The sequence below is a fragment of the Pseudomonas sp. B14-6 genome, from assembly GCF_013260315.1.
In the GTDB taxonomy this organism is placed as follows: domain Bacteria; phylum Pseudomonadota; class Gammaproteobacteria; order Pseudomonadales; family Pseudomonadaceae; genus Aquipseudomonas; species Aquipseudomonas mandelii.
Map to the genome: position 1 here is coordinate 3,337,651 of NZ_CP053929.1, position 24,039 is coordinate 3,361,689.

Here is a 24,039-nt window from a genome sequence, read left to right on the forward strand (position 1 = left end):
GAGCTTGATCCCTCTAAAGTGTGATTTGCAGCTGCCGGCCACTCTGGAACAGTCCTTTCGCCAGTCCGACACATGTCGGCATGCCAAGGATGGCTGAAAATTCGGATTTCACAAGCCAAGCGCTTGCTTGGTGGGGCTGGCGTGCCCTTTCGGGCACACCAGAAGGCGCTTAAAGCGTCGAGAGGAAGGTGCTGTTGTTGGCCTGCCATTCAGTGATGTCTAGGCGGATGCGCTTCTTGTCGAGTTTGCCGACACTGGTCTTGGGAATTTCAGTAACAAGGGCGATCTGGCTCGGGATCGCCCACTTGCTCAGGTGGCCCAACTCTACGAATGGCTTGAGGTGTTCCTTGAGCTCTTTAGCCCCGATCTCATGCCCTTCGCGGATCACCAGCAGCGCAAACGGGCGCTCGCCCCACTGTGGATCGGCGATGCCTACCACTGCTACTTCGCGTACCGCCACGTGACGGCTGATCAGATCTTCGAGGTCCAGGGACGAGATCCACTCGCCGCCGGTCTTGATCACGTCTTTGATGCGATCACGAATGTCGATCACGCCCATGCTGTCCAGCGTCGCCACGTCGCCGGTGTGCAGCCAGCCCCCGGCCCAGAGCTCGGCACCCTTTTGCGGTTCGTTGAAGTAGCCTTCGGTGAGCCACGGCGCACGTAGCACCAGTTCGCCCTGAGTCTCGCCATCGGCGGGCAGGAAGTTGCCGTCGGTGTCGACGATCGCCGCCTCCACCAGTGGCCCCGGCACGCCGGCCTTGATGCGATACGTGGTGCGTTCGTCTTCGGTGCCGGCCATCAGCTCATCGTTGAGGTGGGCACAGGACACCAACGGCCCGGTTTCCGACATGCCATAAGCGGCGGTCAGCTGAATGCCCTTGGCCTTGGCCGCTTCGTACAGTGCACGGTTCAGCGCACTGCCGCCGATGACGATTTTCCAGCCGCCGAAATCGGTGCTCTGCGCCGCCTTGGAATTGAGGACCATCTGCAGGATGGTCGGCACGCAGTGGGAAAAGGTGACCTTCTCCTTGCGCCACAGCTCCACCAGGTACTCCGGGTCGTAACGGCCGGGATAAACCTGCTTGAGCCCGAGCATGGTCGCCACATACGGCAAGCCCCAGGCATGCACGTGGAACATCGGCGTGATCGGCATGTACACGTCGTTGGTGCCCAGCAGCCGCACGCTGTCGATGGCGCCCATGATGGTCGACACGCCCATGGTGTGCAGCACCAGTTGCCGGTGGGTGAAGTACACGCCTTTAGGGTTGCCGGTGGTACCGGTGGTGTAGAACGTGGTCGCGACCGAGTTTTCGTCGAAATCCTGGAAGTCGTACTGCGTGCTCGCGGCCGCCAGCAACTGCTCGTACTCGCCTACCAGGTTCGGCAAGTCGGCGGTTTTTTCCGGCAGGTCTGTCAGAAGCAGGGTTTTCTCGACCGTGGTCAGGTGCCCGGCAATCGCCTGGTACAGCCCGACGAATTCGCTGTTGACCAGTACGAAGCGGTCCTCGGCGTGGTTCATGGTGTAGAGGATCTGTTCCGGTGACAGGCGCACGTTGATGGTGTGAATCACCGCGCCGATCATCGGGATGGCAAACATGCATTCCAGATACCGATGGCTATCCCAGTCCATCACCGCCACGGTATCGCCGGCCTTGACCCCGGCCGCCGTGAGCACGTTGGCCAGCCGCGCGACCCGCTCGATCAGGGTCGGATAGCTGTAGCGCAACTGGTCGCGGTAAATGATCTCGCGGGTTTTCTCGTAACGAGCGCCGGACATCAGCAGCCGTTTGATCAGCAGCGGATACTGGTAAGCGCCTTCGGCTGGGGGGATAACGCGAGTCTGCAACATAAGAATCCCTTTTCTGACTGCACGGTGTTGGCTTCAAGAGGCAACCACTCTAGAACCCTTATACGCCGGCCAAATCAGCCAAAGGAATGATTTGCAGAGCCGTACAAATGCTAGCTTTGCGCCAGCATTTGCGGGAGTTCGTTATACAGGGCGCTGCGCGATCAATGCATCTCGGTAAAAGCGAGTTTGACGCCGATGGCGATCAGCACCACACCCATGGTCCGGTCGAACCAATGGCCCATCCGCGCAAAACCGGCGCGCACGCGCTGCTGGCTGAACAGCCGCGCCACCAGGCAGAACCACACGGCCGTCGCCGCCGCGAGATAGAGCCCGTAGCCTGCCTGTACCGCCAACGGCGTGTGCGGGTTGATCACCACGGTGAACAGCGACAAAAAGAACAGCGTGGCTTTGGGGTTCAGGCCGTTGGTCACGAAACCTGAGGTGAAGGCACCGCGGGGTGTGCGCTCGCCGGCTTCCTTGTGCAAGTCGTCGGTGACGGCTTTAGCCGGTTGCGCGCGCAAGGCCTTGTAGCCGATGTACAGCAGATACGCGGCAGCCGCCCATTTCAAGGCGTTGAACAGCACGATCGACTGCGACACGATCAGGCCGATGCCGAGCAATGAATAGCCGACGTGCAGGAAAATCGCCGTACCGACGCCCAGCGCTGTCCAGGTCCCGGCGCGACGGCCATGAGTCACGCTTTCACGCACCACCACGGCGAAATCCGGGCCGGGGCTGGCGACGGCGAGCAAGTGAATCAGGGCAACGGTCAAGAACTCTGTCCAGTACATGGGGGCTCCTTTGGGGTAGATCGATCAAAATGAAATTCACAGGTCAACGCCAACCCTTGTGGGAGCGAGCCTGCTCGCGATGCGATCTGACATTCAACAAAGGTGTTGAATGTTAATGCCCCATCGCGAGCAGGCTCGCTCCCACAGGTTTCGCACCTGGCCTGCAATGCGTAACTATATGTTTCATCTGGTAGGCTCGGCAGATTACGCCTTCAGTTCACCGCACAAAAGGTACAGTTGATGACGAACTCTCGCCGCGCCGTTTTCCTCGACCACCCTTCCCTGGACCTGGGCGACCTCGATCTCAGCCCGTTGCGCGACTGCTTTGACGACTTGCAGCTGTTCGCACAGACCACGCCGGAGCAGGTGATCGAACGTCTCAAGGGCGCCACCGTGGCCATCAGCAACAAGATTCTGATCGACGCCAACGCCATCGCCGCCAGCCCTGATCTGAAGCTGATCCTGATCACCGCTACCGGCACCAACAACGTCGACCTCGCGGCCGCTCGTGCCCACGGCATCACGGTCTGCAACTGCCAGGGCTACGGCACACCGTCGGTGGCGCAGCACACGATCATGTTGCTGCTCAACCTGGCCACGCGCCTGGCGGACTATCAGAAAGCCGTGGGTGAAGGCCGCTGGCAGCAAGCGAAACAGTTCTGCCTGCTGGATTACCCGATTGTCGAACTCGAGGGCAAAACCCTCGGCCTGCTCGGCCATGGCGAACTGGGCGGCGCCGTCGCACGGCTGGCCGAAGCCTTCGGCATGCGTGTGTTGCTGGGGCAGATTCCGGGGCGCCCTGCCCGGCCGGATCGCTTACCGCTGGATGAACTGCTGCCGCAAATCGATGCGCTTACCCTGCACTGCCCGCTCAACGAACACACCCGCCACTTCATTGGTGCCCGCGAACTGGCCTCGATGAAACCCGGCGCGTTCGTGGTCAACACCGCACGCGGTGGCTTGATCGATGAACAGGCACTGGCCGATGCCTTGCGCAACGGTCATCTGGGCGGCGCGGCGACCGATGTGCTGAGCGTCGAACCACCGACCGCCGGCAATCCGTTGCTGGCCCACGATATTCCACGGCTGATCGTCACGCCGCACAACGCCTGGGGCAGTCGCGAGGCGCGGCAAAGGATCGTCGGTCAGTTGACCGAAAACGCGCAGGGATACTTCAGCGGTAAAGCGCTGCGGGTCGTCAGTTGATAGACTGCGGCACTTTTTTTCACAGGAGCAGTTATGGATCCGCGCAGTGAAGTACTGCTTCGTCAGGCCGACTTATTTCAGGGTTCGGTGCTGCTGGCCGGTTTGCCCGCCGACGACTTGCTCGGCCGTCTGCCCGACGCCCATGGCTGGTGCTGGCATGCCGGTGATCAAGCGGCGCTGGAGGCGCGTTTTGCCGAGCGCAGCCATTTTGGTGTGACCGCACCCGAGCGTGAGTTCGAGACGGCGGTGGTGTTTTTACCCAAGTCCAAGGACCTGACCGATTACATTCTCAACGCCCTCGCCTCTCGCCTGGCCGGTCGCGAGTTGTACCTGGTGGGTGAAAAACGCAGCGGCATCGAAGGCGCGGCCAAGCAACTGAACCCGTTCGGCAAGCCACGCAAGCTCGACAGCGCGCGGCATTGCCAGCTTTGGCTGGTCACCGTGGCCAACGCGCCAGAAGCCAAGTCGCTGGAAAGCCTGGCCCAGACCTATGAATTGCCGCTGGCCGAAGGTCCGCTGAAAGTCATCAGCCTGCCGGGCGTGTTCAGCCACGGCCGGCTGGATCGCGGTAGCGCATTGCTGCTGGAACACTTGGACAAGTTGCCGAGCGGCCACTTGCTCGACTTCGGTTGCGGTGCCGGTGTACTGGGTGCGGCGGTGAAACGTCGTTATCCGCACAATCAGGTGACGTTGCTTGACGTGGACGCATTCGCTGCCGCCAGCAGCCGTATGACGCTGGCTGCCAATGGCCTGGAAGCGGACGTGATTACCGGTGACGGCATCGACGCGGCACCGATGGGTTTAAGTGCAATTCTGAGCAATCCACCGTTCCATGTCGGCGTGCATACCGACTACTTCGCCACCGAGAACTTGCTGCGAAAAGCGGCTAAACATCTGAAAAACGGCGGCGAACTACGCTTGGTTGCAAACAGCTTCCTGAAGTATCAGCCGCTGATCGAAGAGCACTTGGGCGTGTGCGCGATCAAGGCCGAAGGACAGGGCTTCAGAATTTATCGGGCCAAACGAGGCTGAAAAATAAGTGCTTGCCTAACGGGTTTTGCCTAGGCAGAATCCGCTCCGTCCTAGGGGAGTAGTCTCCCACGAGCGCCATGCTCGTCCGGCATACGTCAACATACTTGGTCAACAGACCATGGCGTATGCGACCCAAGCGTCCGCATCAGACGGATCGCAGGGTTTGACAAGACCTATGACACGAACACCTTACCCGGGGCGGGAAGGCTGTACGTGTCATAGCCGTGTCGACCCGCCCCTTAGGAAAATCCCTGATGCTGGACTCTTTGCTCGTTCCCACCGCAATCGTTGCCTTGGCCGAAATCGGCGACAAGACGCAACTGCTCGCGCTCATTCTCGCTGCCCGCTTTCGCAAACCCTGGCCGATCATCGCCGGCATCGTCGCCGCGACCCTGGCCAACCATGCGGCGGCCGGTGCGGTCGGCGCCTGGTTCGGCAGTTTCTTCTCGAATGCGGTGTTGCACTGGATCCTGGCGGCGAGCTTCGCCGCGACCGCACTGTGGACCCTGGTGCCGGACAAGATGGACGACGATGAAGCCAGCACCGCCCGCAAGTTCGGGCCGTTCCTGACCACGCTGATCGCGTTTTTCCTGGCAGAAATGGGCGACAAAACCCAGGTCGCCACGGTGATGCTCGCCGCGCAATACCCGGATTTGTGGCTGGTGATCATCGGCACCACCGCCGGGATGTTGATTGCCAACGTGCCGGTGGTATTGGCGGGTAACTTTGCGGCGGATAAATTGCCGCTCACCCTGATCCGTCGCCTGGCGGCGTCGGCGTTCTTTGTCCTGGCGATTGTGGCGGTGTACAAGGCGATGCAGAGCAGCGGGTGGGTTTGACGCCGTAGGTTGATAGACCGCGTTATCGTTCCTCGCGGGCAAGTCTCGCGCCTACAGATTTTGTGTCGTAATCGACCGAAAACCTGTAGGAGTGAGGCTAACCCGCGAAGGCGTCAGCGGCATCACCGCCTGACCATCAGGATTTCGGCGCTTTCTCGTACAACGGCATCACCTTCGGAATCGCCGCCTGCAACGAAGCAATCCGGCTGGACGAAGCCGGGTGCGTACTCAAGAACTCAGGTGGAGCGCCTTCCGAGGCTTTGCTCATTTTGTTCCACAACGTGATCGCCGCATTCGGGTTGTAACCGGCGCGGGCCGCCAGCTCGAGGCCGATCAGGTCCGCCTCGTTTTCATTGCCACGGCTGTTGGGCAAGGTCATGCCGTATTTCGCCACGGTGTCCGCCAGGGCCAGGCTGTCCTGACCCAGACCGAGCAACGCGCCTGCGCCTTGCTTGGCCATTTCGACGCCGTATGCCTTGGACATCGCTTCACGACCATGCTCGCGCAGGGCATGGGCGATTTCATGGCCCATGATCGCGGCGATTTCATCGTCGGTGAGTTGCAGTTTGTCGATCAGCCCCGTGTAGAAAAAGATCTTGCCGCCAGGCCCGCAGTTGGCATTGAGCTCGTCGCTCTTGATCAGGTTGACTTCCCATTTCCACTGGGCCGAATCCGGACGAAACACCGGCGCCTGGGCAATCAGCCGGTCGGCAATCAGCTGGACGCGTTTGGCGTCGTTACTGGTCTTGTCCAGCACACCCTTGGTGCTCGCCTCTCCGACAGTCTTCTGATAAGACTGCGCGTACATCTGGTTGACTTCGTCGGTGGACAACATGCTGAACATGTACTGCTTACGCTCTACGCCAACAGCCCCACCGCTGGTGGTATTGACCGACTGACAACCGGCAAGCAACAAACCTGCGCTCAGCGCACACACAACCAATGTCTTGTTCATCAAAAAACTCCCTGAAAACATGCCGGGTATCCTAGGCGGGTAACTGTATCCGCACCAGATACAACTGACGTGTAGACGCTCATTTCAGATAAAGCTCTCATTGCCGTAGGAAAAAATTCACATAACGGCGCTCGCCACGGCCGCCAACGCCCGGCAATGATTCATTTACGACATCAACCACTCCAAAACAGCCATTTCGCGCTGCCTCGCTCATGGCCCTCCAGCTCCCTGCCGATACACCACCGCAGACGTCCTCTTGCGTGCGGAGCACCCATGAAATTCAAGTCGATCCAGTTTTCCGTGGCCGCCCTCGCCGGCGCCATCGTTCTTAGCGTAGTCGCCGCGCTGGTGCTGTACGCACTGTTCTCCGGCGCCCGGACGCAAGACATGGTCCAGGAGCGGACCCAGGCGCAATTCGAGCAAGTCATCGAGCAGCGCCTGACCTCTCTGGCGCAAACCCAGGTCAGCCAGATCCAGCGCGAACTCGAAGCGCCGCTGCTGATCGCTGGCGGCCTGGTGCGGGTCAACGCGCTGATCGGTACGCCGGGGGTCGATGGCCAGCCGACATTGAGTCTGAGCCGGGAGCAGTTGATCAGCCTGATCAAGGAAAACGTTGCCAAGAACCCGAAAATTCTCGGCACCTATATAGGCTGGGAAAAAGACGCGCTCGATCACAACGATGCGGCCTACGTCGACACCAAGGTAGTCGGCATCGACGCCAGCAACGGGCGCTTCCTGCCGTGGTGGTTTCGCAACGAGGACGGCACCCTGGGCCTGGACAAACTGGTGGACGTCGATGACCAGAAAACCCTGTCCACCGGGGTCCGTGCCAGCGAGTACTACCTGTGCTCGAAAGAAACCAAGAAGTCCTGCGTGATTGATCCGGCGCCCTACAAGGTCGGGGACAAGATCGTCATGCTCGCCTCCTTTATTGAACCGATCATGCTCAACGGCGCCTTCCAGGGCATCGTCGGTGCCGACCTGTCGGTGAACTTCATCCAGGAAATGTTGCTGGGGGCGAATCAGAAACTGTACAGCGGCGCAGGGGAAATGGCGCTGATCGGCGGTAATGGCCGGATCGTTGCCTACACCAAGGACCCAAGCAAATTCGGCGAAAAGGTCAGCGACATTCTCGACAGCAAGCAGATCGCCAACATGGCCCACCTCAAGGGCGGCGAAGTGACTTACACCGTCGACAAGGCCCAGGGCAGGATCGAGTTGTACCTGCCCTTCGGCATCGGCCAGACCGATGCGCGCTGGACCTTGATGCTGCAACTGCCGCTGAACGCCGTGATGGCCGACCTGCAAAAACTCCAGGGCGACCTGGACGCTCAGCGCAAATCCGACACCTTCGGCATGGCCATGGTCGGTTTGTTGATCGCCGGTATCGGTCTGTTGGTGATCTGGCTGGTGGGCCACGGCATCGCCCGTCCGCTCAAGCAAATGGTGGCGATGCTCGACGATATCGCCAAAGGCGAAGGCGACCTGACGCGCCGCCTGACCAGCGACCGCGCCGACGAACTGGGCTCGATTGCCAAAGGCTTCAACACGTTCCTCGCCAAGCTACAGGCGATGATCACCCAGGTCGTGACCTCGGTGCAGAGCGTCAGCGATTCATCGGAACACACCGCCGACATTGCCATCCGCACCAACATCGGTGTGCAGAAGCAAATGGCCGAGATCGATCAAGTGGCGACGGCGGTGCATGAAATGACGGCCACCGCCCAAGACGTGGCACGCAACGCCACCCAGGCCGCGCAAGCCGCCAGCCATGCCGATCAGGCAGCGGCCCAGGGCATGCAAATTGTCCGGGATACGTCGAATTCGATTGGCGTCCTGGCAATTGAAATCGGCAAGGCTGTGGGCGTGGTGCAAACCCTGGCCAAGGACAGCGAGAACATCAACGCGATCCTGACCGCCATTCGCGGGATCGCTGAACAAACCAATCTGCTGGCCTTGAATGCGGCCATTGAAGCGGCACGCGCGGGCGAACAGGGCCGCGGTTTTGCGGTGGTGGCCGATGAAGTGCGCAACCTGGCGCAGAAGACTCAGAAAGCCACTGAAGAAATCCAGACCATGATCCAGCAACTGCAACAAGGCACCCGCGATGTAGTGCGGGTCATGGAGGACAGCCAGAACCGCACAGACGAAAGCGTGCAACATGCGGCGAAAGCGGCCGAGGCCCTGGAGACCATTACTCAGGCGGTGTCAGTGATCAATGACATGAACACCCAGATTGCCAGTGCGGCCGAAGAGCAGAGCGCGGTGGCGGATGACATCAACCGTAACGTGATCAACATCGGGCAAGTGGCCAATGAAGTGGCCGGCGGGGCGGATGAGTCCAGTGCGGCGAGTGCGGATCTGACCAAGTTGGCTGAGCAGCAGCGGCGGTTGATCAATCAGTTCAAGGTTTGATCCAAAAAACCCTTCGCGGGCAAGCCTCGCTCCTACAGAACACTGCGGTCCGTAGGAGCGAGGCTTGCCCGCGAAGGCGTCAGCACAGGCAACCTTTAACCAGGGGTCAGACACTCCGGCCCATTCAGCTTCGGATCATTCACCAGATTTGCCAATACCCGCTCGCGCAACGCCGCGGGTTCACTGGCCAGCAACCCTTGCAATACATGCAGTGGCGTCTCGGGATCAAGCCACGCCGCCTGCCCTGCCTCATCCAGAATCAATGGCCGACGCTGACTCGCGGCCGGCTGGGTGATCACCGCCGTGCTCAGCCACACTTGCTCCTGCACCGGATACGCTTCCCAGATCGCCGCAAAAAACAAGGTCGAGCCTTCTCCCGGCGTCAGCCAATACGGGCGCTTGCGGGTCGTGCCGCGCCATTCGTAGAAACCGTTGGCCGGCAGCAGGCAACGGCGTTCGCGCAGGGCCTGGCGAAACATCGGTTGTTCAGCGACGGTTTCGGCCCGGGCATGGGCCGGTGTGCGGGAAAGATCGGTCAGCCAGGGCGGCGTCAGCCCCCAACGCGCCCGCGCCAACTCACGCTGAGCGTCTGCACCGGCACGCAGCATCAGCACCGAATCATTGGGGGAAATATTCCACTGGGCCTGCTGATCGGCGGGGAAGCCAGGCAGGGCCGCGAAGGCGGGGTTCCAGCGAAACAGGGCATAACGTCCACACATGGGGCAACACGACTCTCAATAAAACGAACGCCAGCCTAACAGACCAGCGTGCCGGGAAAGCTGTCCGGTTCATCACCGGGCAGTGGCAGCGCGGCATTGTACGCGGTGATCAGCTCGCGGGCGTATTCGGCCTGGTCGTTGTCCACCGACAAACCCAGCAGGCCGTAGATCGGCAGTTCACCGGTCCCGCCGATCAAATCGCGGCCCACCAGATGCGCCTCGATGCCCTCGCTGGCCAGCATGCCTTGCAGCAACTCCCCTTCCATCAGGTTTTCCGGCTCGTAGATTCGCTGCATAGACGCCCCTTACTCGTTTTCGCTGAACACTTCGAGATGCCATTCCTCTCCGTCTACCTGCAACACAAACGTTATCGGCCGACAGCACACCTGACAGTCCTCGATATAGGTCTGATCGCCACCGGACAGGTCCACCGTCGTCTCGACCTCTTCACCACAATACGGACATTCGTACAACGCAGGTTCCAGCATCGCGGTCTCCCAAGTGACTTGTGCGTATAATCGCCGGTCTATTTGCAGGGCTATTTTTGTCTGGCTAACTTTTCAGACCGTGCCCCGTTGGTTTTCGATCAAAACCTTTACTTACCCTAGCCGTTTCTAACAAGAGAGCATGATGGGCGAATTCGATGCCATCCGACCTTACAATGACAGCGAAGTCCCTGCGGTGCTGGACCGACTGCTCGGCGACAAGGCGTTTCTAGATATCCTCATCCATTTCCGCTTCCCGCGTTTTGCCGGTGCCTTTGGCTGGGCGCTCAAACCTCTTATAGCTCATCGGCTGCGCCGTGAGTTCGCCAGCGTCACCTCGGTGGCGACGTTGCAGGATAAAGTCGAGATGTATGTCGACCACACCATCGAACGAGCCACGGACGGTGTGACGTACACCGGCGTCGAGCAGTTCAAGTCCGGCAGCGCCTACCTGTTCATCGCCAACCACCGTGACATCGTGATGGACCCGGCCTTCGTCAACTACGCCGTGTACCACGCCGGCCTGCCGACACCGCGCATCGCGATCGGCGACAACTTGCTGCAAAAGCCCTTTGTCAGCGATTTGATGCGCCTGAACAAGAGCTTCATCGTGCACCGTTCGATCACCGGGCGTCGCGAGAAGATGGCGGCGTATCAGCTGCTGTCCGCCTACATCAACCACTCGATCCGCAACGATTGCGCCTCCATCTGGATCGCCCAGGCCGAGGGCCGGGCCAAGGACGGTGATGACCGCACCGAGTCGGCGATCCTGAAGATGTTCCATATGAGCCGCAAGGACGAGCCGTTCGGCGAAGTCATCCGCTCGCTCAACGTCAGCCCGGTGTCGATCAGCTACGAATACGACCCGTGCGACCAGGCCAAGGCCCGCGAGTTGTTCATCCGCGCCACCACCGGCAGCTACACCAAAGTCCCGGGCGAGGACGACGTCAGCATCGCCAAGGGCATCACCGGCTACAAGGGCCGGGTGCACGTGAACTTCGCCGCGCCGATCACCGAACTGTTCGACGACACCAAGCAATTGGCGATCGAAATAGATCGGCAGATTCTCGGCGGCTACCGGTTATTCCCGGTGCATTACCTGGCTTACGCGCAGTGGAAAGACGCTGACCCGCAATTGCAGGTGCCAAAAGCTGCCGAGGTGTTTGCGGCCGACGAACTGGCCAAGGCCCAGGAAGAATGGCAACGCCGACTGGAAGCCTGCCCTGAGGAACATCGGCCGTATCTGGTGCTGCAATATGCGACGCCGGTGCGTAATCAGTATCGGGTCAAGGCTGGTTTGCCGCTGTAATAGACTGGATACAACAACGGCGCCTTCGAGGCGCCGTTTTTATTTGCCTCGACGCGGTAGGTGGGCAAGGCTCTGTACCTGTGGCGAGGGAGCTTGCTCCCGCCCGACTGCGCAGCAGTCGAAACATCGGTGCTCGCGGTTTACCTGACGCTACAAGGATGGCTGGTTTTGGGACCGCTTCGCAGCCCAGCGGGAGCAAGCTCCCTCGCCACAAGGTTCTGCGTCAAAGATTCAGAACCGGGTGCTGATCCACGACACCAGCAACGCCAACCCCAGGCACGTGAAGCCGAAGCGGTAGAAAAACCGGTTCATGCGCAACGTCGCCCAATCCAGGGTGGGCTCTTCGTTCGGACGGCTCTGGCGTTGGGCGACAAGGCTCGCCATGGCGCGTTGTTCACGGCGACGCGTGGCATGCAGCAGCCAACTACCCGGGAAGGCCAACAGCAAGGCCAGCAGGTTGATCAACTTGGCGGGATGGTGGGTGAACAGCGAAATCAAATGCAACGACATCACGGACCTCGGCAAAACAGGTGTGGCAGACGCCGAACCGACGACCGCGGCGCGAATTCTACCGAAAGCCTGTCCCCCTGCCCTGCCTTTCCGACAAATAACGAACCATCTGACCAAATGCTGCCCTGTGTCACGGCTCCGTCATCTGAATACGCCAGTCTGGCGGCCCTCGAAACCGACACGGATACCGTCATGCTGCACGCCGAAAACCAGGACCGCCTCTACCTCATCGCCCAGAGTGACGAACAACAAAACCTCGTAGGAAGCCTCGCCTTTAACGTTCAGGACCGCCATTGGCTGGTTTATTGCGCACTGGGCGGGCATCAGCATGCGGATTTGCCAGAGACGGATTTGCTGACCGGCGTGAGCGTGCTGGATTTCTATTCACAAGCGGCCTGACCCCACCAGCCTCGCGCCTGCTGGTGATCGGTAATCAGCAGGCATGAAAAAGCCCGGAGCCATTGCTGGCACCGGGCTTTTTTGAATCTCGCGAAAGTTACTCGCCGAGAATCTGACCAATCGTCGGGTCCTTGAACAGACGCGTCAACGCATCGCTCAACACGTCGCTGACCAGCTTGGTGTTGGTTTCCTGATTCGGCGCCATACCGAAACGCTGGTCCAGGGATGCGCCGTAACGGCCGCTGTAGCGACGGTTGGCGTTCTGCACATCCGAGCGGAAGGTTGCGCCGATGGTCGCTTCAGTCACGTACATGCCTTCTTTAGGCGACTGATACTTCAACTCGGCCAGGGTCACGGTCAATTGCGGGGCATTCAGCGCATTCGAGGTCGGGGTGAAGCCCAGCAACCGCACGGCCGCCTCGGCCTGTGCCTGCAACTTCGGCAGGATCTGCGCGCCCTGCACGGTGATCGCGCTGGTCTCGGGGTACAAGCCACCACGGGTGCCCAGGGTTGGCGACGGACGACCATCCACCACACGCACCACCACCGGCTGACCGCGGCCGACCGGCGCCAGCTGAGCTGTCAGCTTGGGTTCAGGGTTCAGTTGTTGCGGGCTGTGGGCGCAGCCGACGAGGGTCAAACTGGTCACAGTGATCAAACCGAACAACAGGCGTTGCAACATGCTCTTCTCTCCAGAATCAGGCACAAACAGGCCCGCAGTATAGCCGTGCGCCACTGCAGCGAACTAGGGCGCTGCAATGATTGAAGTAATTTCCTACAAACCCATCAGAAACCCCCTCGTGTCACAGATCTGTCATCGCCCATACACTTTCACGTCACGGCTTGCTGGCAACCTTCTCGGCAGGTCACCCACAAGGTACTTTGTCATGCGTTATCTCATCTCGCTGTTCGCGCCACGCCCCTTGCACCGCAGTTTTGCCCTGCTCGACCGCAATGGCCATTGCCAGGCGTTCAAGCAGTGCAGCCTCCAGCCGATGGGCGATGGCTGGGTCGAAATCGAAGAAATCCGCCTCAACTGGTTGCACCATCCCCTGCCCCCGAGTGCCCGTGTCAGCCAGCGCCGGCCACGTGCACGGGTGCAACATCTGTTGACCACCTGACCAGACGCCTAATAAAAGTCATTAAACACGTCCATTTCCCTGCGTTTCTTAGATACAATCTCCCCCGATTATAAGGACGTCTCCTGATCGGGCCTCGCAGCATCGTCAATGCTTCGGTATTGGCACCCCGCACCGCCCACAGAGAGCCGCCCACACAGATCGAGTGAAGCTGGCGCGCTTGCTGTTCCTTGAGCAAAAACCCCACTTTTCGCGAATCTGCAGAGCTGTCATTACGCTCGGTCACTGAGCTGTTTGCCCGTTTTGCCTGTCATGTACCCCATGACGGCAATCCATCCGGGCACGGTGCCAGGCTGGGACAGCCCTTTTTTGAGGTTCACGTCTTCAAAAGAGCGTGAAAAAAACGGGTTTTCACAACTTCACAAGAGTGTGGCGAGCAAATGAATAGTTTTGCGTCTGAACATGCACCATTAGCGTCTGAAACAGCCCAACGACACAGGACCGAGTACTCCTCGAACACCGGAGCCTGAAGCCTGTCCGCTACGGATTTGGTTGCACAAACGGATGTCTCGACCATAAGTCGAATTGCCAGCCGCGCGCTGAGATGAGTTCATGTAACTCTTTAGGCCCGGCCGCATGCATCCGTCGAAGTTGCGAAAAATTGCGAAGATTCGGACATGGCAACACTGACCACGGGTACCTGGGCATCACTGACACGCCCCGGAACGCCTGGCAGCCATGCCGACAATTTGGTGCTGCAGATTTTGGAGACGCGTTAAATGGCGCATAACGAAGCAGTCGACGTAGTACTGGTTGGGGCCGGCATCATGAGTGCCACCCTTGCCGTACTGCTCAAAGAACTCGACCCCGCGATCAAGCTGGAAGTCGTCGAGCTGATGGATTCCGGTGCTGCGGAGAGTTCCAACCCATGGAACAACGCCGGTACCGGTCACGCCGGGCTGTGTGAGCTCAATTACACGCCGCAGGCGGCCGACGGCAGCGTCGACATCAAGAAAGCCGTGCACATCAACACTCAGTTCGAAGTGTCGAAGCAGTTCTGGTCCTACCTGACCAAAAAAGGCACGTTCGGCTCCTGCAAGACGTTCATCAGCCCGGTGCCGCACCTCAGCTTCGTGCAGGGCAATGATGGCGTTTCCTTCCTCAAGGAACGCTTCAAGACCCTGAGCAAGCACCACGCCTTCTCGGACATGGAATACACCGAAGACAAGGCCACCATGGCCGACTGGATGCCGTTGATGATGCCGGGCCGGCCAGCCGACGAAGTCGTCGCAGCCACCCGCGTAATGAACGGCACCGACGTCAACTTCGGCGCCCTGACCAATCAATTGCTCAAGCACCTGACCAGCGCACCCGATGCCCAGGTCAAGTACTGCAAGCGCGTGACGGGCCTCAAGCGTAACGGCAGCGGCTGGACCGTCAGCATCAAGGACGTCAACAGCGGCAACACCCGCGAAGTCGACGCCAAATTCGTCTTCCTCGGTGCGGGCGGCGCGGCACTGCCGCTGTTGCAGGCCTCGGGCATCGAAGAAAGCAAAGGCTTCGGCGGCTTCCCGATCAGTGGCCAGTGGCTGCGTTGCGACAATCCGGAAGTGGTCAAGCATCACCAGGCCAAGGTCTACAGCCAGGCTGCGGTGGGTTCTCCACCGATGTCGGTGCCGCACCTGGATACCCGCGTGGTCGATGGCAAGAAGTCGCTGCTGTTCGGACCTTATGCCGGTTTCACCACCAAGTTCCTCAAGCATGGCTCCTTCATGGACCTGCCGATGTCGGTTCGCGCCGGCAACATCGGCCCGATGCTGGCCGTGGCGAAAAACAACATGGACCTGACCAAGTACCTGGTCAGCGAAGTGATGCAGTCGATGGAGCAGCGTCTGGACTCCCTGCGTCGCTTCTACCCTGAGGCGAAAGCCGAAGACTGGCGCCTGGAAGTGGCCGGCCAACGGGTGCAGATCATCAAGAAGGATCCGAAAAAAGGCGGCGTTCTGCAGTTCGGTACCGAACTGGTCGCGGCCAAGGACGGTTCCCTTGCCGCCCTGCTCGGCGCCTCCCCAGGCGCTTCGGTGACTGTTTCGATCATGCTTGAGCTGATTGAAAAATGCTTCCCGAACAAGGCATCCGGCGAATGGGCTGCCAAACTGGCGGAAATCTTCCCGGCCCGGGAAAAAGTTCTGGAAACCGACGCTGCGCTGTATCGCAAGATCAATGCGCACAACAACGTCGCCCTGGAACTGGTTGAAGCCAGTAACGAGACCGAAAGCTACGCTTGATTCGGCCCCATGAAAAACGCCCCGTTCTCAGTGAGAGCGGGGCGTTTTTTTTAGGACGCTGAAATTATCTTTGTGGCGAGGGAGCTTGCTCCCGCTGGGCTGCGAAGCGGCCCCAAAGCTCTGCGAACGGCATAGATTTTGTGAGCGCTGCGCACTCAAGCGGGAGCAAGCTCCCTCGCCACATATTCCGGTGTGTCCGGGATCAGCCGCGCGCCTTGGCAATCAACTCGATGTACTCGGCCGCATTGCGCTGATCCTTGATCAGGGCGACGAAGTCATTGCCGTGCTCATCCTTGCCATCCAGGTCCAGGCCGGCTGCGACGAAGAATGTCAGAAAACGCTCGAAGTCATCGATGCGCAGGCCACGGTAGGCCTTGATCAGCTTATGCAGGGACGGCGAAGTGGCGTCGACCGGTTCGAAATCGAGAAACAACTTGATCTGCTCATCGCCGATCTCGTCACCAATCACTTGTTTCTTATCTTTACGCATTGCCGACTCCAGCTCGCAGACATTTCACGGGGCGGGCAGTTTACCCCTGCCCGGGCACAAGGCTCAACGCGGACGAACAGCGCCCGTGTGCAGATCGGCCCAGACATGGCCGTTGGCGTAGCTGAGGAACTGGCAATAGACCGTGCCATTGCGCAACAAATCGATCACCACCCGGTACTGCGCCATCGGGTAAAACAGCGTCAGGGTTTTGCTTTTTTCGTCATAGATCGGCTTTTTCAGGCTTTTGCTTTCGCCGTCGAAATTGACCAGCACCTGGTTGATGGTCGCGCCCTTGTTCAAGGATTTGCCCTTGAGGCGGATCATCATCGGAGACGTAACCGGAATCGGTTGTTGATTGGACTGACGCTGGCTGCCAACCACCACCGAATATTCGGTGACCTGCAACAACTGTTGCTGCTCGGGCTCCGCGTCACGCAGGGTAAGGTCGTCAGGCGGCAGAAACTGCGCGTGCATCGGCGCCGGGGCGGCCGCCAGAGGCAGGCTGAGGGTCAGCAACAGGACGGCGCAGCTGCGGATCAAAAGGCTCATGACGGGCTCCGAAGACGGGGCCAAGCACTCTAGCATGAGGATCAACCGCGCGAATTGGCGATATAGGTCAATACTTCGCAGTACGAGGTTGGCCATGCTGGACGAGCTTTCAGCCGTCGTTCAACAGTGCATCGTCTTCTAGGGAGTGTGCATGACGTTCTCCGTCCCCCCATTGTTTGCGGCCTGGCGTCAGACCTGGCGCGCCGGCTACACCCTCAGGCGCTTACGCGGCGACATCAGTGCCGGGGTGACGGTAGGGATTATTGCCATCCCGTTGGCCATGGCCCTGGCGATTGCCGTAGGTGTACCGCCCCAGCAAGGGTTGTATACGGTACTGATCGCTGCGCCCCTGATCGCCCTGACGGGAGGTTCACGTTTCAATGTCAGTGGGCCGACCGCCGCGTTCGTGGTCATTCTGTTGCCCATCACCCAACAATATGGCCTGGGCGGCCTGCTGCTTTGCACCATGCTTGCCGGCGTCATTCTCATTGCCTTGGGGCTGATTCGAGCCGGGCGGTTGATTCAGTACATTCCGTACCCGGTCACCCTGGGCTTTACCGCCGGGATCGGCATTGTCATTGCCACCCTGCAATTGAAGGATTTGCTGGGCCTGACCACCGCCGGCCAGGCAGAACACTACATTGAACAACTGGGCGTATTGATTCTGGCGTTGCCCAGCGCCCGACTAGGGGACGGGATCATCGGCCTCACATGCCTGGCCGTTCTGATTGTCTGGCCACGGTGGGTGCCGAGGATTCCGGGGCATCTGGTGGCGCTGACAATCGGCGCGCTCCTGGGGGTGGCGCTGGAGCACGGCGGGCTGGCGGTGGCGACATTGGGTGAGCGCTTCAGCTATATGGTCGACGGCGTCAGCCATCCCGGCATTCCGCCGTTCCTGCCAAGCTTCGATTGGCCTTGGAATCTACCCGGCCCCGACGGCCAGCCGCTGCACCTGTCTTACGATTTGATCCGTCAGTTACTGGCGCCCGCGTTCGCCATTGCCATGCTCGGCGCCATCGAATCCTTGTTGTGTGCGGTGGTGGCGGATGGCATGACCGGCAGCAAACACGACCCCAACGCAGAACTGCTGGGCCAGGGCCTGGGCAACCTGATCGCCCCGTTGTTCGGTGGCATTACCGCCACGGCGGCCATTGCCCGAAGTGCCACCAACGTGCGCAGCGGCGCCTTTTCGCCACTGGCCGCCATTATTCATAGCGCCGTGGTGCTGATGGCAATACTCGTCCTGGCACCGCTTTTCAGCTACTTGCCGATGGCGGCACTGGCCGCGTTGCTGGTCATGGTGGCGTGGAACATGAGCGAGGCCCGGCACGTGCTCCATACCTTGCGCATCGCGCCTCGCAGCGATGTGCTGGTCTTGCTGACCTGCCTGAGCCTGACGGTGTTGTTCGACATGGTGATGGCCGTCGCCGTCGGCCTGCTGCTGGCCGCCGGGTTATTTATCAAGCGCATGAGCGATCTCACCGACACCGCCGAACTGCCTCGCGGCTTCCATCAGGCCTTGCAGGACATGCCGGAGCACGTTCGCTGCTACGCGATACGCGGGCCGCTGTTCTTCGGCGCAGCTGAAAAAGCGCTGGGGGTGCTACGCAAATTCAACCCGGAGGTCAAAGTGGTGATCGTCGAGATGAGCGCCGTGCCGATGCTGGACATGACGGCGCTGGCCGCCTTCGACAATATCCTGAGGGATTACCGCAAGGACGGCATCGGCCTGATTCTGGTGGCGACCGCTCCACGGGTGCGCCTGAAGCTCAGGCGCGCGGGCATCCATCGGGAACAGCGTCAGCTGGCCTACGTGAACAACCTGGAACAGGCCCGTCGCAAAAGCGAACGCTGGCTGGCCGAGGAAAATTGAGCGCACGGCTCAATCAAACTGTGCGCGCATCCACGCCTGATACTCGGCCACACCCGGCTCGCCTTCACGTGGTGCCCACGGCGCAAGCTCACCTTCACCCACCGGGCGATAAGGCCCGGCCTTGCACTCGAACATCAGGCTGTCGGCTTCCAGCACGACCAGGCCATGGAACACGCCTGTTGGCAGGTCCACGCCGACACAATCACCACCGGCGACGAGGACTTGCTTCGTCACGACCACGCCAGACTCATCAAAGATCAGCAAACCGAGCCGCCCTTTGAGGACCAGCAATGTTTCTGCCTTGTTGTCGCCCAAGTGTCGGTGAGGCGGGATATACGTGTTTGGCTGCAACCCCACCGCCATGCGATGGCAAGCCTCTTCCATCTGATGGAAGTTGTGATGCTGACGCCCGCGCGGATTGGCCGCAGCTTTCTCGGCCAATCCGGCGAACAACGTTTGATCAAGAAAGCTGGGCACGGTCATGTTCTTACATTCCTTTAACAGCAAAAATCCCGTTGGCGTTACGCCAGTAACCTTTGTAGTCCATGCCGTAACCGAAGATGTAACGGTCGATGCACGGCAGGCCGACGAAATCGGCTTTCAGGTCCGGGCGAGCCTTGCGGTCGTGGTCCTTGTCGATCAGCACGGCGGTGTGCACTTTGCGCGCGCCAGCGTGTTTGCAGTAATCGATGATCGCGCCCAGGGTGTGACCTTCATCGAGGATGTCGTCGATGATCAGCACGTCGCGGTCGAGGAACGAAACTTCCGGCTTGGCTTTCCAGAACAGGTCACCGCCGCTGGTTTCGTTGCGATAACGGGTGGCGTGCAGGTAGGACGCTTCCAGCGGGAAGTGCAGATGGGTGAGCAGCTTGCCGGCGAAAATCAGGCCGCCGTTCATCACGCAGAACACCACCGGGTTAGTGTCAGCCAGCTGTTCATTGATGTGTGCACCGACGCGGGCGATGGCCGCCTCGACTTCAGCTTCGGTGTACAGGCAGTCAGCCTCTCGCATGATTTGACGGATATGCTCGAGATCAGCGGACATGGCGCTCTCCAGGGGGGGACGGATTCGGGAAAAGCGGGCAAAGGTACGCATCCCGCACGGCCAGATCAAGCGTTTGTGGACTAACGTACTGTATGTCTATAGGACAACACCCTCGGATAGATTAATCTAGGCCGGTTTTTTTGCCCGCCGCCGGAGCCTTTCCCATGCCCATCCTCGAGATCCGCCATCCGCTGATCCGTCATAAACTCGGCCTCATGCGCCGCGCCGACATTAGCACGAAGAATTTCCGTGAGCTCGCTCAGGAAGTCGGTGCCCTGCTGACCTATGAAGCCACCAAAGACCTGCCGCTGGAAACCTACGACATCGAAGGTTGGTGCGGCACCGTGTCGGTGGAGAAAATCGCCGGCAAGAAAATCACCGTGGTGCCAATCCTGCGCGCCGGCATCGGCATGCTCGAAGGCGTGCTGAGCCTGATCCCGGGTGCCAAGGTCAGCGCCGTCGGCGTGGCCCGCAACGAACAAACCCTGCAGGCCCACACCTACCTGGAAAAACTGGTTCCGGAAATCAACGAGCGCCTGGCAATGATCATCGACCCGATGCTCGCCACCGGCAGCTCCATGGTCGCCACCATCGACCTGCTGAAAAAGGCCGGTTGCCGCGACATCCGCGCCATGGTGCTGGTTGCCGCGCCGGAAGGCATCGCCGCTGTAGGCAAATCGCACCCGGACGTGATGATCTACACCGCCTCCATTGATGAAAAACTCAACGAACACGGTTACATCATCCCAGGCTTGGGCGATGCCGGTGACAAGATCTTCGGTACCAAGCAGAAGGACGCTTGAGCATGCAGCAAGAGTTCAACGATCCGCTCTGGCGCACGGTTCTGTCTGGCGCACAGATGCTGTTCGTGGCCTTCGGCGCCCTGGTGTTGATGCCGCTGATTACCGGCCTCGACCCTAACGTGGCGCTGTTTACCGCAGGCCTGGGGACGATTCTGTTCCAGATCGTCACCGGGCGTCAGGTGCCGGTATTCCTCGCATCGAGCTTCGCCTTCATCACCCCGATCATTCTCGCCAAGGGCCAGTTCGGCCTCGCGGCGACCATGGGCGGCGTGATGGCGGCGGGTTTCGTCTACACCTTTCTCGGCCTTGCGGTGAAGATCAAAGGCACCGGTTTCATCGACCGTCTGCTGCCACCGGTAGTGATTGGTCCGGTGATCATCTCGATCGGCCTGGCCATGGCGCCGATTGCCGCCAACATGGCGATGGGCAAGGCTGGCGACGGCACCGAGCTGATTCCCTATCAGACCGCCATGCTGATCTCGATGCCGGCGCTGCTCACCACGCTGATCGTCGCCGTGTTCGGTAAAGGCATCTTCCGCCTGGTGCCGATCATTTCCGGCGTGCTGGTCGGTTTTGCCATGGCGTTCTATTTCGGCGTCGTCGACACCGCGAAGATTGCCGCCGCACCGTGGTTTGCGATTCCGCACTTCACCGCGCCGGAGTTCAACTGGCAGGCGATTCTGTTCATCGTTCCGGTAGCCCTGGCGCCAGCCATCGAGCATATCGGCGGGGTAATTGCCGTCGGCAGCGTGACCGGCCGCGATTACCTGAAGAAACCCGGCCTGCACCGCACCCTGCTCGGCGATGGCATTGCCACCACCGCTGCCGGTCTGTTCGGCGGCCCGCCCAACACCACCTACGCCGAAGTGACGGGCGCGGTGATGCTGACCAAGAACTACAACCCGAAAATCATGACCTGGGCGGCGATCTTTGCCATCAGCCTGGCGTTCGTCGGCAAGTTCGGCGCACTGCTGCAAAGCATTCCGGTGCCGGTAATGGGCGGGATTTTGTGCCTGTTGTTTGGCTCGATCGCTGCGGTGGGGATGAACACGCTGATTCGCCACAAGATCGACCTGGGCGAAGCGCGCAATCTGGTGATTGTGTCGGTGACGTTGGTGTTCGGGATTGGCGGTGTGCTGGTCGGCACTGGCACCGGCCCCGATGACTTCGGCCTCAAAGGCATTGCGTTGTGCGCGGTGGTGGCGATCGGGCTGAATCTGTTGCTGCCGGGCAATGACAGCTGGAAGCACAAGAAGGCGGATGAGCCGTTGTTGTAGTCAGCCTTGAGAATGCCTTCGCGGGCAAGCCTCGCTCCTACAAGTTGTGTGTCGCTCGACACAACGACGCAATTCTGTAGGAGCGAGGCTTGCCCGCGAAGCTTTTAAAGCGCCAACGGCGCCCTTTCACACAAGGCACTCAACGCCCGCGCCCACTGCGGATCATCGTTGAGGCAAGGCACCAGCACCAAATCCTCGCCCCCCGCCTCGCGGAACAATTCCTTCCCGCGATCACCGATTTCCTCAAGCGTCTCGATGCAATCGGCAACGAACGCCGGGCACATCACTAGCACCTTCTTCACGCCCATTCCCGCCAGCTCATCGAGGCGCGCTTCGGTGTAGGGTTCGATCCACTTGGCCCGACCCAGACGCGACTGGAACGACACCGACCACTTGCCATCCGCCAGCCCCATGCGCTTGGCAAACTCCGACGCCGTGCGCAGGCATTGGGCGCGGTAGCAGGTCGCCAATACTTCTGGCGAAGCGTTCTGGCAGCAATTATCGCTTTGGAAGCAATGGTGACCGGTAGGGTCGATCTTCTTCAGGTGCCGCTCCGGCAAACCATGGAAGCTCAGCAACAGGTGATCGTAATCCTGCTGCAAATAAGGTTTCGCGCTGGCGACCAATGCGTCGAGGTATTCCGGCTGATCGTAGAACGGCTGGAGAATCGAAAACTGCACATCGAGCCGCTTCTCACGCACCACCCGCTTGGCTTCTTCAATCACCGTGGTCACGGTGCTGTCGGCGAATTGTGGATAAAGCGGTGCGAGGGTGATTTTTTTGTGGCCCTGAGCAGCCAGCTCAACCAGTTTCGTCTCAATCGACGGCTCGCCGTAGCGCATCGCCAGCTCAACCGGCCCATGGTGCCATTGCGCAACCATGGCCTCGCGCAGGCGACGGCTGAGCACCACCAGCGGCGAGCCCTCCTCCCACCAGATCGACGCGTAGGCGTGGGCGGACTGCTCCGGACGCTTGATCAGGATCAGCGACACCAGCAAGCGTCGTACCGGCCATGGCAGGTCGATCACGTAGGGGTCCATCAGAAATTGATTGAGGTAACTGCGCACATCCGCCACCGATGTAGAGGCAGGTGAACCCAGGTTAACCAGAAGCAATGCGTGATCGGTCATGCAACGTCCTATTTCAAAGGCGGCTGGACAGGTCGTCCAGGGCCGCGCGCAAATCGGTGAACTGGAAAGTGAAACCCGCTTCCAGCAAGCGCGCCGGTACGGCCTTCTGGCCACCCAGCAACAACAGTGACAACTCGCCCAGGCACACTTTCAAGGCCAAGGCCGGCATCGGCATGAACGCCGGTCGGTGCAGCACGGCGCCCAATGTTTTGGCGAACTCGCGGTTGCGCACCGGTTTTGGCGCGCAGGCATTATATGGACCGCTGGCGTCATTGCGATGCAGAAGAAAATCAATCAGGGCGATTTGATCGTTGATATGAATCCAGGGCATCCACTGCCGACCACTGCCCAAAGGCCCGCCCAGCCCCAGTTTGAACGGCAGCAACAGCCGCGACAAAAAGCCGCCCTCGGCAGACAGCACCAAACCGGTTCGAATCAGGATCACCCGAATACCCATGGCCTCGGCGCGCTGGCCGGTTTCTTCCCAGGCAATGCACAACTGACTGGCGAAATCATCGATGGACGGCGGAGATGCTTCGGTCAGTTCGCGCTCGCCACTGTCGCCGTACCAGCCGATGGCAGAACCCGAGATCAACACCTGCGGTTTCTGCGCGCGGGTCTCGAGCCAGGCCAGCAAGGTTTCGGTCAGGGTGATGCGACTCGCCCAGAGCAAGGCTTTGCGCCTGGACGTCCATGGCCGATCAGCAATGGGCGCGCCCGCCAAATTGATAATTGCGTCCACCGGTTCTTGCCCGAGGTCTTCGAACAACGCGACGCCGCGAACCTGGGCACCGCAGATTTTCGCGACTTTTTCCGGCGTACGGCTCAAGACTGTCAGGCGATGTCCCTGACTCAACCAGTGTCGGCAGAGTTGACGTCCTATCAAACCAGTACCGCCGGTCAGCAATATGTGCATGACTTCTTCCTCGCGTGGCGTTTTACCCTGATCACTAGTCTATTTTTATAAGCAGGGATCTTTGGTATCGGGCAGTG

General features: G+C 60.1%; 25 protein-coding genes, 1 pseudogene and 1 riboswitch. Of the genes and pseudogenes, 12 read left to right on the forward strand and 14 right to left on the reverse strand.

Annotation, left to right across the window (positions count from 1 at the left end; genetic code table 11):
• Nucleotides 1-169: 169 nt before the first annotated feature.
• Nucleotides 170-1,852 carry a fatty acid--CoA ligase gene (locus HP062_RS15205; RefSeq protein ID WP_077748998.1) on the reverse strand — a complete coding sequence of 561 codons (1,683 nt, stop codon included), beginning with the start codon at nt 1,850-1,852 and terminating at the stop codon, nt 170-172.
• Between the two features lie 161 nt (nt 1,853-2,013).
• Complete coding sequence (locus HP062_RS15210) at nt 2,014-2,643, reverse strand: LysE family translocator (RefSeq protein ID WP_083375764.1); 630 nt, start codon at nt 2,641-2,643, stop codon at nt 2,014-2,016.
• A 240-nt stretch (nt 2,644-2,883) separates the two neighbouring features.
• Between HP062_RS15210 and HP062_RS15215 the strand changes: the two genes are divergently transcribed.
• The 3 genes from HP062_RS15215 (at nt 2,884) to HP062_RS15225 (ending at nt 5,720) form a co-directional block, all read left to right on the forward strand.
• A complete protein-coding gene (locus tag HP062_RS15215) occupies nt 2,884-3,849 on the forward strand; it encodes a 2-hydroxyacid dehydrogenase (protein WP_010458197.1) in 966 nt (321 codons plus the stop codon).
• Between the two features lie 33 nt (nt 3,850-3,882).
• On the forward strand, nt 3,883-4,881 hold the full coding sequence (locus tag HP062_RS15220; RefSeq protein WP_010458199.1) for a class I SAM-dependent methyltransferase: 999 nt from the start codon (nt 3,883-3,885) through the stop codon (nt 4,879-4,881).
• A gap of 41 nt (nt 4,882-4,922) precedes the next feature.
• Nucleotides 4,923-5,045, forward strand: a riboswitch (yybP-ykoY riboswitch).
• 90 nt (nt 5,046-5,135) lie between these two features.
• Complete coding sequence (locus tag HP062_RS15225) at nt 5,136-5,720, forward strand: TMEM165/GDT1 family protein (protein WP_010458201.1); 585 nt, start codon at nt 5,136-5,138, stop codon at nt 5,718-5,720.
• 136 nt (nt 5,721-5,856) lie between these two features.
• On the opposite strand, the gene HP062_RS15230 is transcribed toward HP062_RS15225, so the two are convergent.
• Nucleotides 5,857-6,675, reverse strand: a complete 819-nt coding sequence (locus HP062_RS15230; protein ID WP_010458203.1) for a M48 family metallopeptidase — start codon at nt 6,673-6,675, stop codon at nt 5,857-5,859.
• Between the two features lie 1,452 nt (nt 6,676-8,127).
• On the opposite strand from HP062_RS15230, the pseudogene HP062_RS31490 reads away from it, so the two are divergent.
• Nucleotides 8,128-8,187 (forward strand): annotated as a pseudogene (locus HP062_RS31490) (hypothetical protein); the annotation flags it as partial.
• A 198-nt stretch (nt 8,188-8,385) separates the two neighbouring features.
• Complete coding sequence (locus HP062_RS31495) at nt 8,386-9,090, forward strand: methyl-accepting chemotaxis protein (RefSeq protein WP_372242822.1); 705 nt, start codon at nt 8,386-8,388, stop codon at nt 9,088-9,090.
• 95 nt (nt 9,091-9,185) lie between these two features.
• Here HP062_RS31495 and HP062_RS15240 read toward each other — a convergent pair whose 3' ends face one another.
• Genes HP062_RS15240 through HP062_RS15250 form a run of 3 tightly spaced genes read right to left on the reverse strand, consistent with a single transcriptional unit; the run spans nt 9,186 to nt 10,297 of the window.
• Nucleotides 9,186-9,809, reverse strand: a complete 624-nt coding sequence (locus tag HP062_RS15240) for an SOS response-associated peptidase (protein WP_010458207.1) — start codon at nt 9,807-9,809, stop codon at nt 9,186-9,188.
• A 35-nt stretch (nt 9,810-9,844) separates the two neighbouring features.
• Complete coding sequence (locus HP062_RS15245; protein WP_010458208.1) at nt 9,845-10,105, reverse strand: putative signal transducing protein; 261 nt, start codon at nt 10,103-10,105, stop codon at nt 9,845-9,847.
• Nucleotides 10,106-10,114: 9 nt separating this feature from the next.
• A complete protein-coding gene (locus tag HP062_RS15250) occupies nt 10,115-10,297 on the reverse strand; it encodes a CPXCG motif-containing cysteine-rich protein (RefSeq protein WP_010458210.1) in 183 nt (60 codons plus the stop codon).
• Nucleotides 10,298-10,436: 139 nt separating this feature from the next.
• Between HP062_RS15250 and HP062_RS15255 the strand changes: the two genes are divergently transcribed.
• A complete protein-coding gene (locus HP062_RS15255) occupies nt 10,437-11,603 on the forward strand; it encodes a 1-acyl-sn-glycerol-3-phosphate acyltransferase (protein WP_077749002.1) in 1,167 nt (388 codons plus the stop codon).
• A 231-nt stretch (nt 11,604-11,834) separates the two neighbouring features.
• Here the strand turns inward: HP062_RS15255 and HP062_RS15260 are convergent, their stop codons facing one another.
• Complete coding sequence (locus HP062_RS15260; RefSeq protein WP_154501724.1) at nt 11,835-12,113, reverse strand: hypothetical protein; 279 nt, start codon at nt 12,111-12,113, stop codon at nt 11,835-11,837.
• A gap of 192 nt (nt 12,114-12,305) precedes the next feature.
• On the opposite strand from HP062_RS15260, the gene HP062_RS15265 reads away from it, so the two are divergent.
• A complete protein-coding gene (locus HP062_RS15265) occupies nt 12,306-12,512 on the forward strand; it encodes a hypothetical protein (protein WP_010458215.1) in 207 nt (68 codons plus the stop codon).
• 97 nt (nt 12,513-12,609) lie between these two features.
• Here HP062_RS15265 and HP062_RS15270 read toward each other — a convergent pair whose 3' ends face one another.
• Complete coding sequence (locus HP062_RS15270) at nt 12,610-13,194, reverse strand: YajG family lipoprotein (RefSeq protein ID WP_010458217.1); 585 nt, start codon at nt 13,192-13,194, stop codon at nt 12,610-12,612.
• Nucleotides 13,195-13,399: 205 nt separating this feature from the next.
• On the opposite strand from HP062_RS15270, the gene HP062_RS15275 reads away from it, so the two are divergent.
• Nucleotides 13,400-13,633: a hypothetical protein gene (locus tag HP062_RS15275; protein ID WP_010458219.1), complete on the forward strand. Its 234-nt coding sequence runs from the start codon at nt 13,400-13,402 to the stop codon at nt 13,631-13,633.
• A 737-nt stretch (nt 13,634-14,370) separates the two neighbouring features.
• Nucleotides 14,371-15,879 (forward strand): malate dehydrogenase (quinone), encoded by a 1,509-nt coding sequence (gene mqo / locus HP062_RS15280; RefSeq protein WP_077749003.1) that lies wholly within the window; start codon nt 14,371-14,373, stop codon nt 15,877-15,879.
• Between the two features lie 202 nt (nt 15,880-16,081).
• Here mqo and HP062_RS15285 read toward each other — a convergent pair whose 3' ends face one another.
• Nucleotides 16,082-16,369, reverse strand: a complete 288-nt coding sequence (locus HP062_RS15285) for a PA4642 family protein (protein ID WP_010458223.1) — start codon at nt 16,367-16,369, stop codon at nt 16,082-16,084.
• A gap of 63 nt (nt 16,370-16,432) precedes the next feature.
• On the reverse strand, nt 16,433-16,918 hold the full coding sequence (locus HP062_RS15290) for a hypothetical protein (RefSeq protein ID WP_010458225.1): 486 nt from the start codon (nt 16,916-16,918) through the stop codon (nt 16,433-16,435).
• Between the two features lie 151 nt (nt 16,919-17,069).
• On the opposite strand from HP062_RS15290, the gene dauA reads away from it, so the two are divergent.
• Nucleotides 17,070-18,791, forward strand: a complete 1,722-nt coding sequence (gene dauA, locus HP062_RS15295; protein WP_010458228.1) for a C4-dicarboxylic acid transporter DauA — start codon at nt 17,070-17,072, stop codon at nt 18,789-18,791.
• A gap of 9 nt (nt 18,792-18,800) precedes the next feature.
• On the opposite strand, the gene HP062_RS15300 is transcribed toward dauA, so the two are convergent.
• Together HP062_RS15300 and HP062_RS15305 are read right to left on the reverse strand one after the other, a co-directional pair.
• Nucleotides 18,801-19,274 (reverse strand): WbuC family cupin fold metalloprotein, encoded by a 474-nt coding sequence (locus tag HP062_RS15300; protein WP_154501728.1) that lies wholly within the window; start codon nt 19,272-19,274, stop codon nt 18,801-18,803.
• A gap of 4 nt (nt 19,275-19,278) precedes the next feature.
• A complete protein-coding gene (locus HP062_RS15305; RefSeq protein WP_010458232.1) occupies nt 19,279-19,836 on the reverse strand; it encodes a hypoxanthine-guanine phosphoribosyltransferase in 558 nt (185 codons plus the stop codon).
• Between the two features lie 164 nt (nt 19,837-20,000).
• Between HP062_RS15305 and upp the strand changes: the two genes are divergently transcribed.
• Both upp and HP062_RS15315 read left to right on the forward strand, forming a co-directional pair.
• Nucleotides 20,001-20,639: a uracil phosphoribosyltransferase gene (gene upp, locus HP062_RS15310; protein ID WP_172791634.1), complete on the forward strand. Its 639-nt coding sequence runs from the start codon at nt 20,001-20,003 to the stop codon at nt 20,637-20,639.
• 2 nt (nt 20,640-20,641) lie between these two features.
• On the forward strand, nt 20,642-21,916 hold the full coding sequence (locus tag HP062_RS15315; protein ID WP_010458235.1) for a uracil-xanthine permease family protein: 1,275 nt from the start codon (nt 20,642-20,644) through the stop codon (nt 21,914-21,916).
• A gap of 104 nt (nt 21,917-22,020) precedes the next feature.
• On the opposite strand, the gene hemH is transcribed toward HP062_RS15315, so the two are convergent.
• Together hemH and HP062_RS15325 are read right to left on the reverse strand one after the other, a co-directional pair.
• Nucleotides 22,021-23,046 carry a ferrochelatase gene (hemH, locus tag HP062_RS15320; RefSeq protein WP_010458238.1) on the reverse strand — a complete coding sequence of 342 codons (1,026 nt, stop codon included), beginning with the start codon at nt 23,044-23,046 and terminating at the stop codon, nt 22,021-22,023.
• Between the two features lie 13 nt (nt 23,047-23,059).
• On the reverse strand, nt 23,060-23,962 hold the full coding sequence (locus HP062_RS15325) for a TIGR01777 family oxidoreductase (protein ID WP_172791635.1): 903 nt from the start codon (nt 23,960-23,962) through the stop codon (nt 23,060-23,062).
• Nucleotides 23,963-24,039 lie beyond the last annotated feature (77 nt).

Excerpts from the sequence above, each read along its gene's own strand:
- HP062_RS15205 (WP_077748998.1), bottom strand. The coding sequence starts at position 1,852 with ATGTTGCAGACTCGCGTTATCCCCCCAGCCGAAGGCGCTTACCAGTAT.
- HP062_RS15210 (WP_083375764.1), bottom strand. The coding sequence starts at position 2,643 with ATGTACTGGACAGAGTTCTTGACCGTTGCCCTGATTCACTTGCTCGCC.
- HP062_RS15215 (WP_010458197.1), top strand. The coding sequence starts at position 2,884 with ATGACGAACTCTCGCCGCGCCGTTTTCCTCGACCACCCTTCCCTGGAC.
- HP062_RS15220 (WP_010458199.1), top strand. The coding sequence starts at position 3,883 with ATGGATCCGCGCAGTGAAGTACTGCTTCGTCAGGCCGACTTATTTCAG.
- HP062_RS15225 (WP_010458201.1), top strand. The coding sequence starts at position 5,136 with ATGCTGGACTCTTTGCTCGTTCCCACCGCAATCGTTGCCTTGGCCGAA.
- HP062_RS15230 (WP_010458203.1), bottom strand. The coding sequence starts at position 6,675 with ATGAACAAGACATTGGTTGTGTGTGCGCTGAGCGCAGGTTTGTTGCTT.
- HP062_RS31495 (WP_372242822.1), top strand. The coding sequence starts at position 8,386 with ATGACGGCCACCGCCCAAGACGTGGCACGCAACGCCACCCAGGCCGCG.
- HP062_RS15240 (WP_010458207.1), bottom strand. The coding sequence starts at position 9,809 with ATGTGTGGACGTTATGCCCTGTTTCGCTGGAACCCCGCCTTCGCGGCC.
- HP062_RS15245 (WP_010458208.1), bottom strand. The coding sequence starts at position 10,105 with ATGCAGCGAATCTACGAGCCGGAAAACCTGATGGAAGGGGAGTTGCTG.
- HP062_RS15250 (WP_010458210.1), bottom strand. The coding sequence starts at position 10,297 with ATGCTGGAACCTGCGTTGTACGAATGTCCGTATTGTGGTGAAGAGGTC.
- HP062_RS15255 (WP_077749002.1), top strand. The coding sequence starts at position 10,437 with ATGATGGGCGAATTCGATGCCATCCGACCTTACAATGACAGCGAAGTC.
- HP062_RS15260 (WP_154501724.1), bottom strand. The coding sequence starts at position 12,113 with ATGTCGTTGCATTTGATTTCGCTGTTCACCCACCATCCCGCCAAGTTG.
- HP062_RS15265 (WP_010458215.1), top strand. The coding sequence starts at position 12,306 with ATGCTGCACGCCGAAAACCAGGACCGCCTCTACCTCATCGCCCAGAGT.
- HP062_RS15270 (WP_010458217.1), bottom strand. The coding sequence starts at position 13,194 with ATGTTGCAACGCCTGTTGTTCGGTTTGATCACTGTGACCAGTTTGACC.
- HP062_RS15275 (WP_010458219.1), top strand. The coding sequence starts at position 13,400 with ATGCGTTATCTCATCTCGCTGTTCGCGCCACGCCCCTTGCACCGCAGT.
- mqo (WP_077749003.1), top strand. The coding sequence starts at position 14,371 with ATGGCGCATAACGAAGCAGTCGACGTAGTACTGGTTGGGGCCGGCATC.
- HP062_RS15285 (WP_010458223.1), bottom strand. The coding sequence starts at position 16,369 with ATGCGTAAAGATAAGAAACAAGTGATTGGTGACGAGATCGGCGATGAG.
- HP062_RS15290 (WP_010458225.1), bottom strand. The coding sequence starts at position 16,918 with ATGAGCCTTTTGATCCGCAGCTGCGCCGTCCTGTTGCTGACCCTCAGC.
- dauA (WP_010458228.1), top strand. The coding sequence starts at position 17,070 with ATGACGTTCTCCGTCCCCCCATTGTTTGCGGCCTGGCGTCAGACCTGG.
- HP062_RS15300 (WP_154501728.1), bottom strand. The coding sequence starts at position 19,274 with ATGACCGTGCCCAGCTTTCTTGATCAAACGTTGTTCGCCGGATTGGCC.
- HP062_RS15305 (WP_010458232.1), bottom strand. The coding sequence starts at position 19,836 with ATGTCCGCTGATCTCGAGCATATCCGTCAAATCATGCGAGAGGCTGAC.
- upp (WP_172791634.1), top strand. The coding sequence starts at position 20,001 with ATGCCCATCCTCGAGATCCGCCATCCGCTGATCCGTCATAAACTCGGC.
- HP062_RS15315 (WP_010458235.1), top strand. The coding sequence starts at position 20,642 with ATGCAGCAAGAGTTCAACGATCCGCTCTGGCGCACGGTTCTGTCTGGC.
- hemH (WP_010458238.1), bottom strand. The coding sequence starts at position 23,046 with ATGACCGATCACGCATTGCTTCTGGTTAACCTGGGTTCACCTGCCTCT.
- HP062_RS15325 (WP_172791635.1), bottom strand. The coding sequence starts at position 23,962 with ATGCACATATTGCTGACCGGCGGTACTGGTTTGATAGGACGTCAACTC.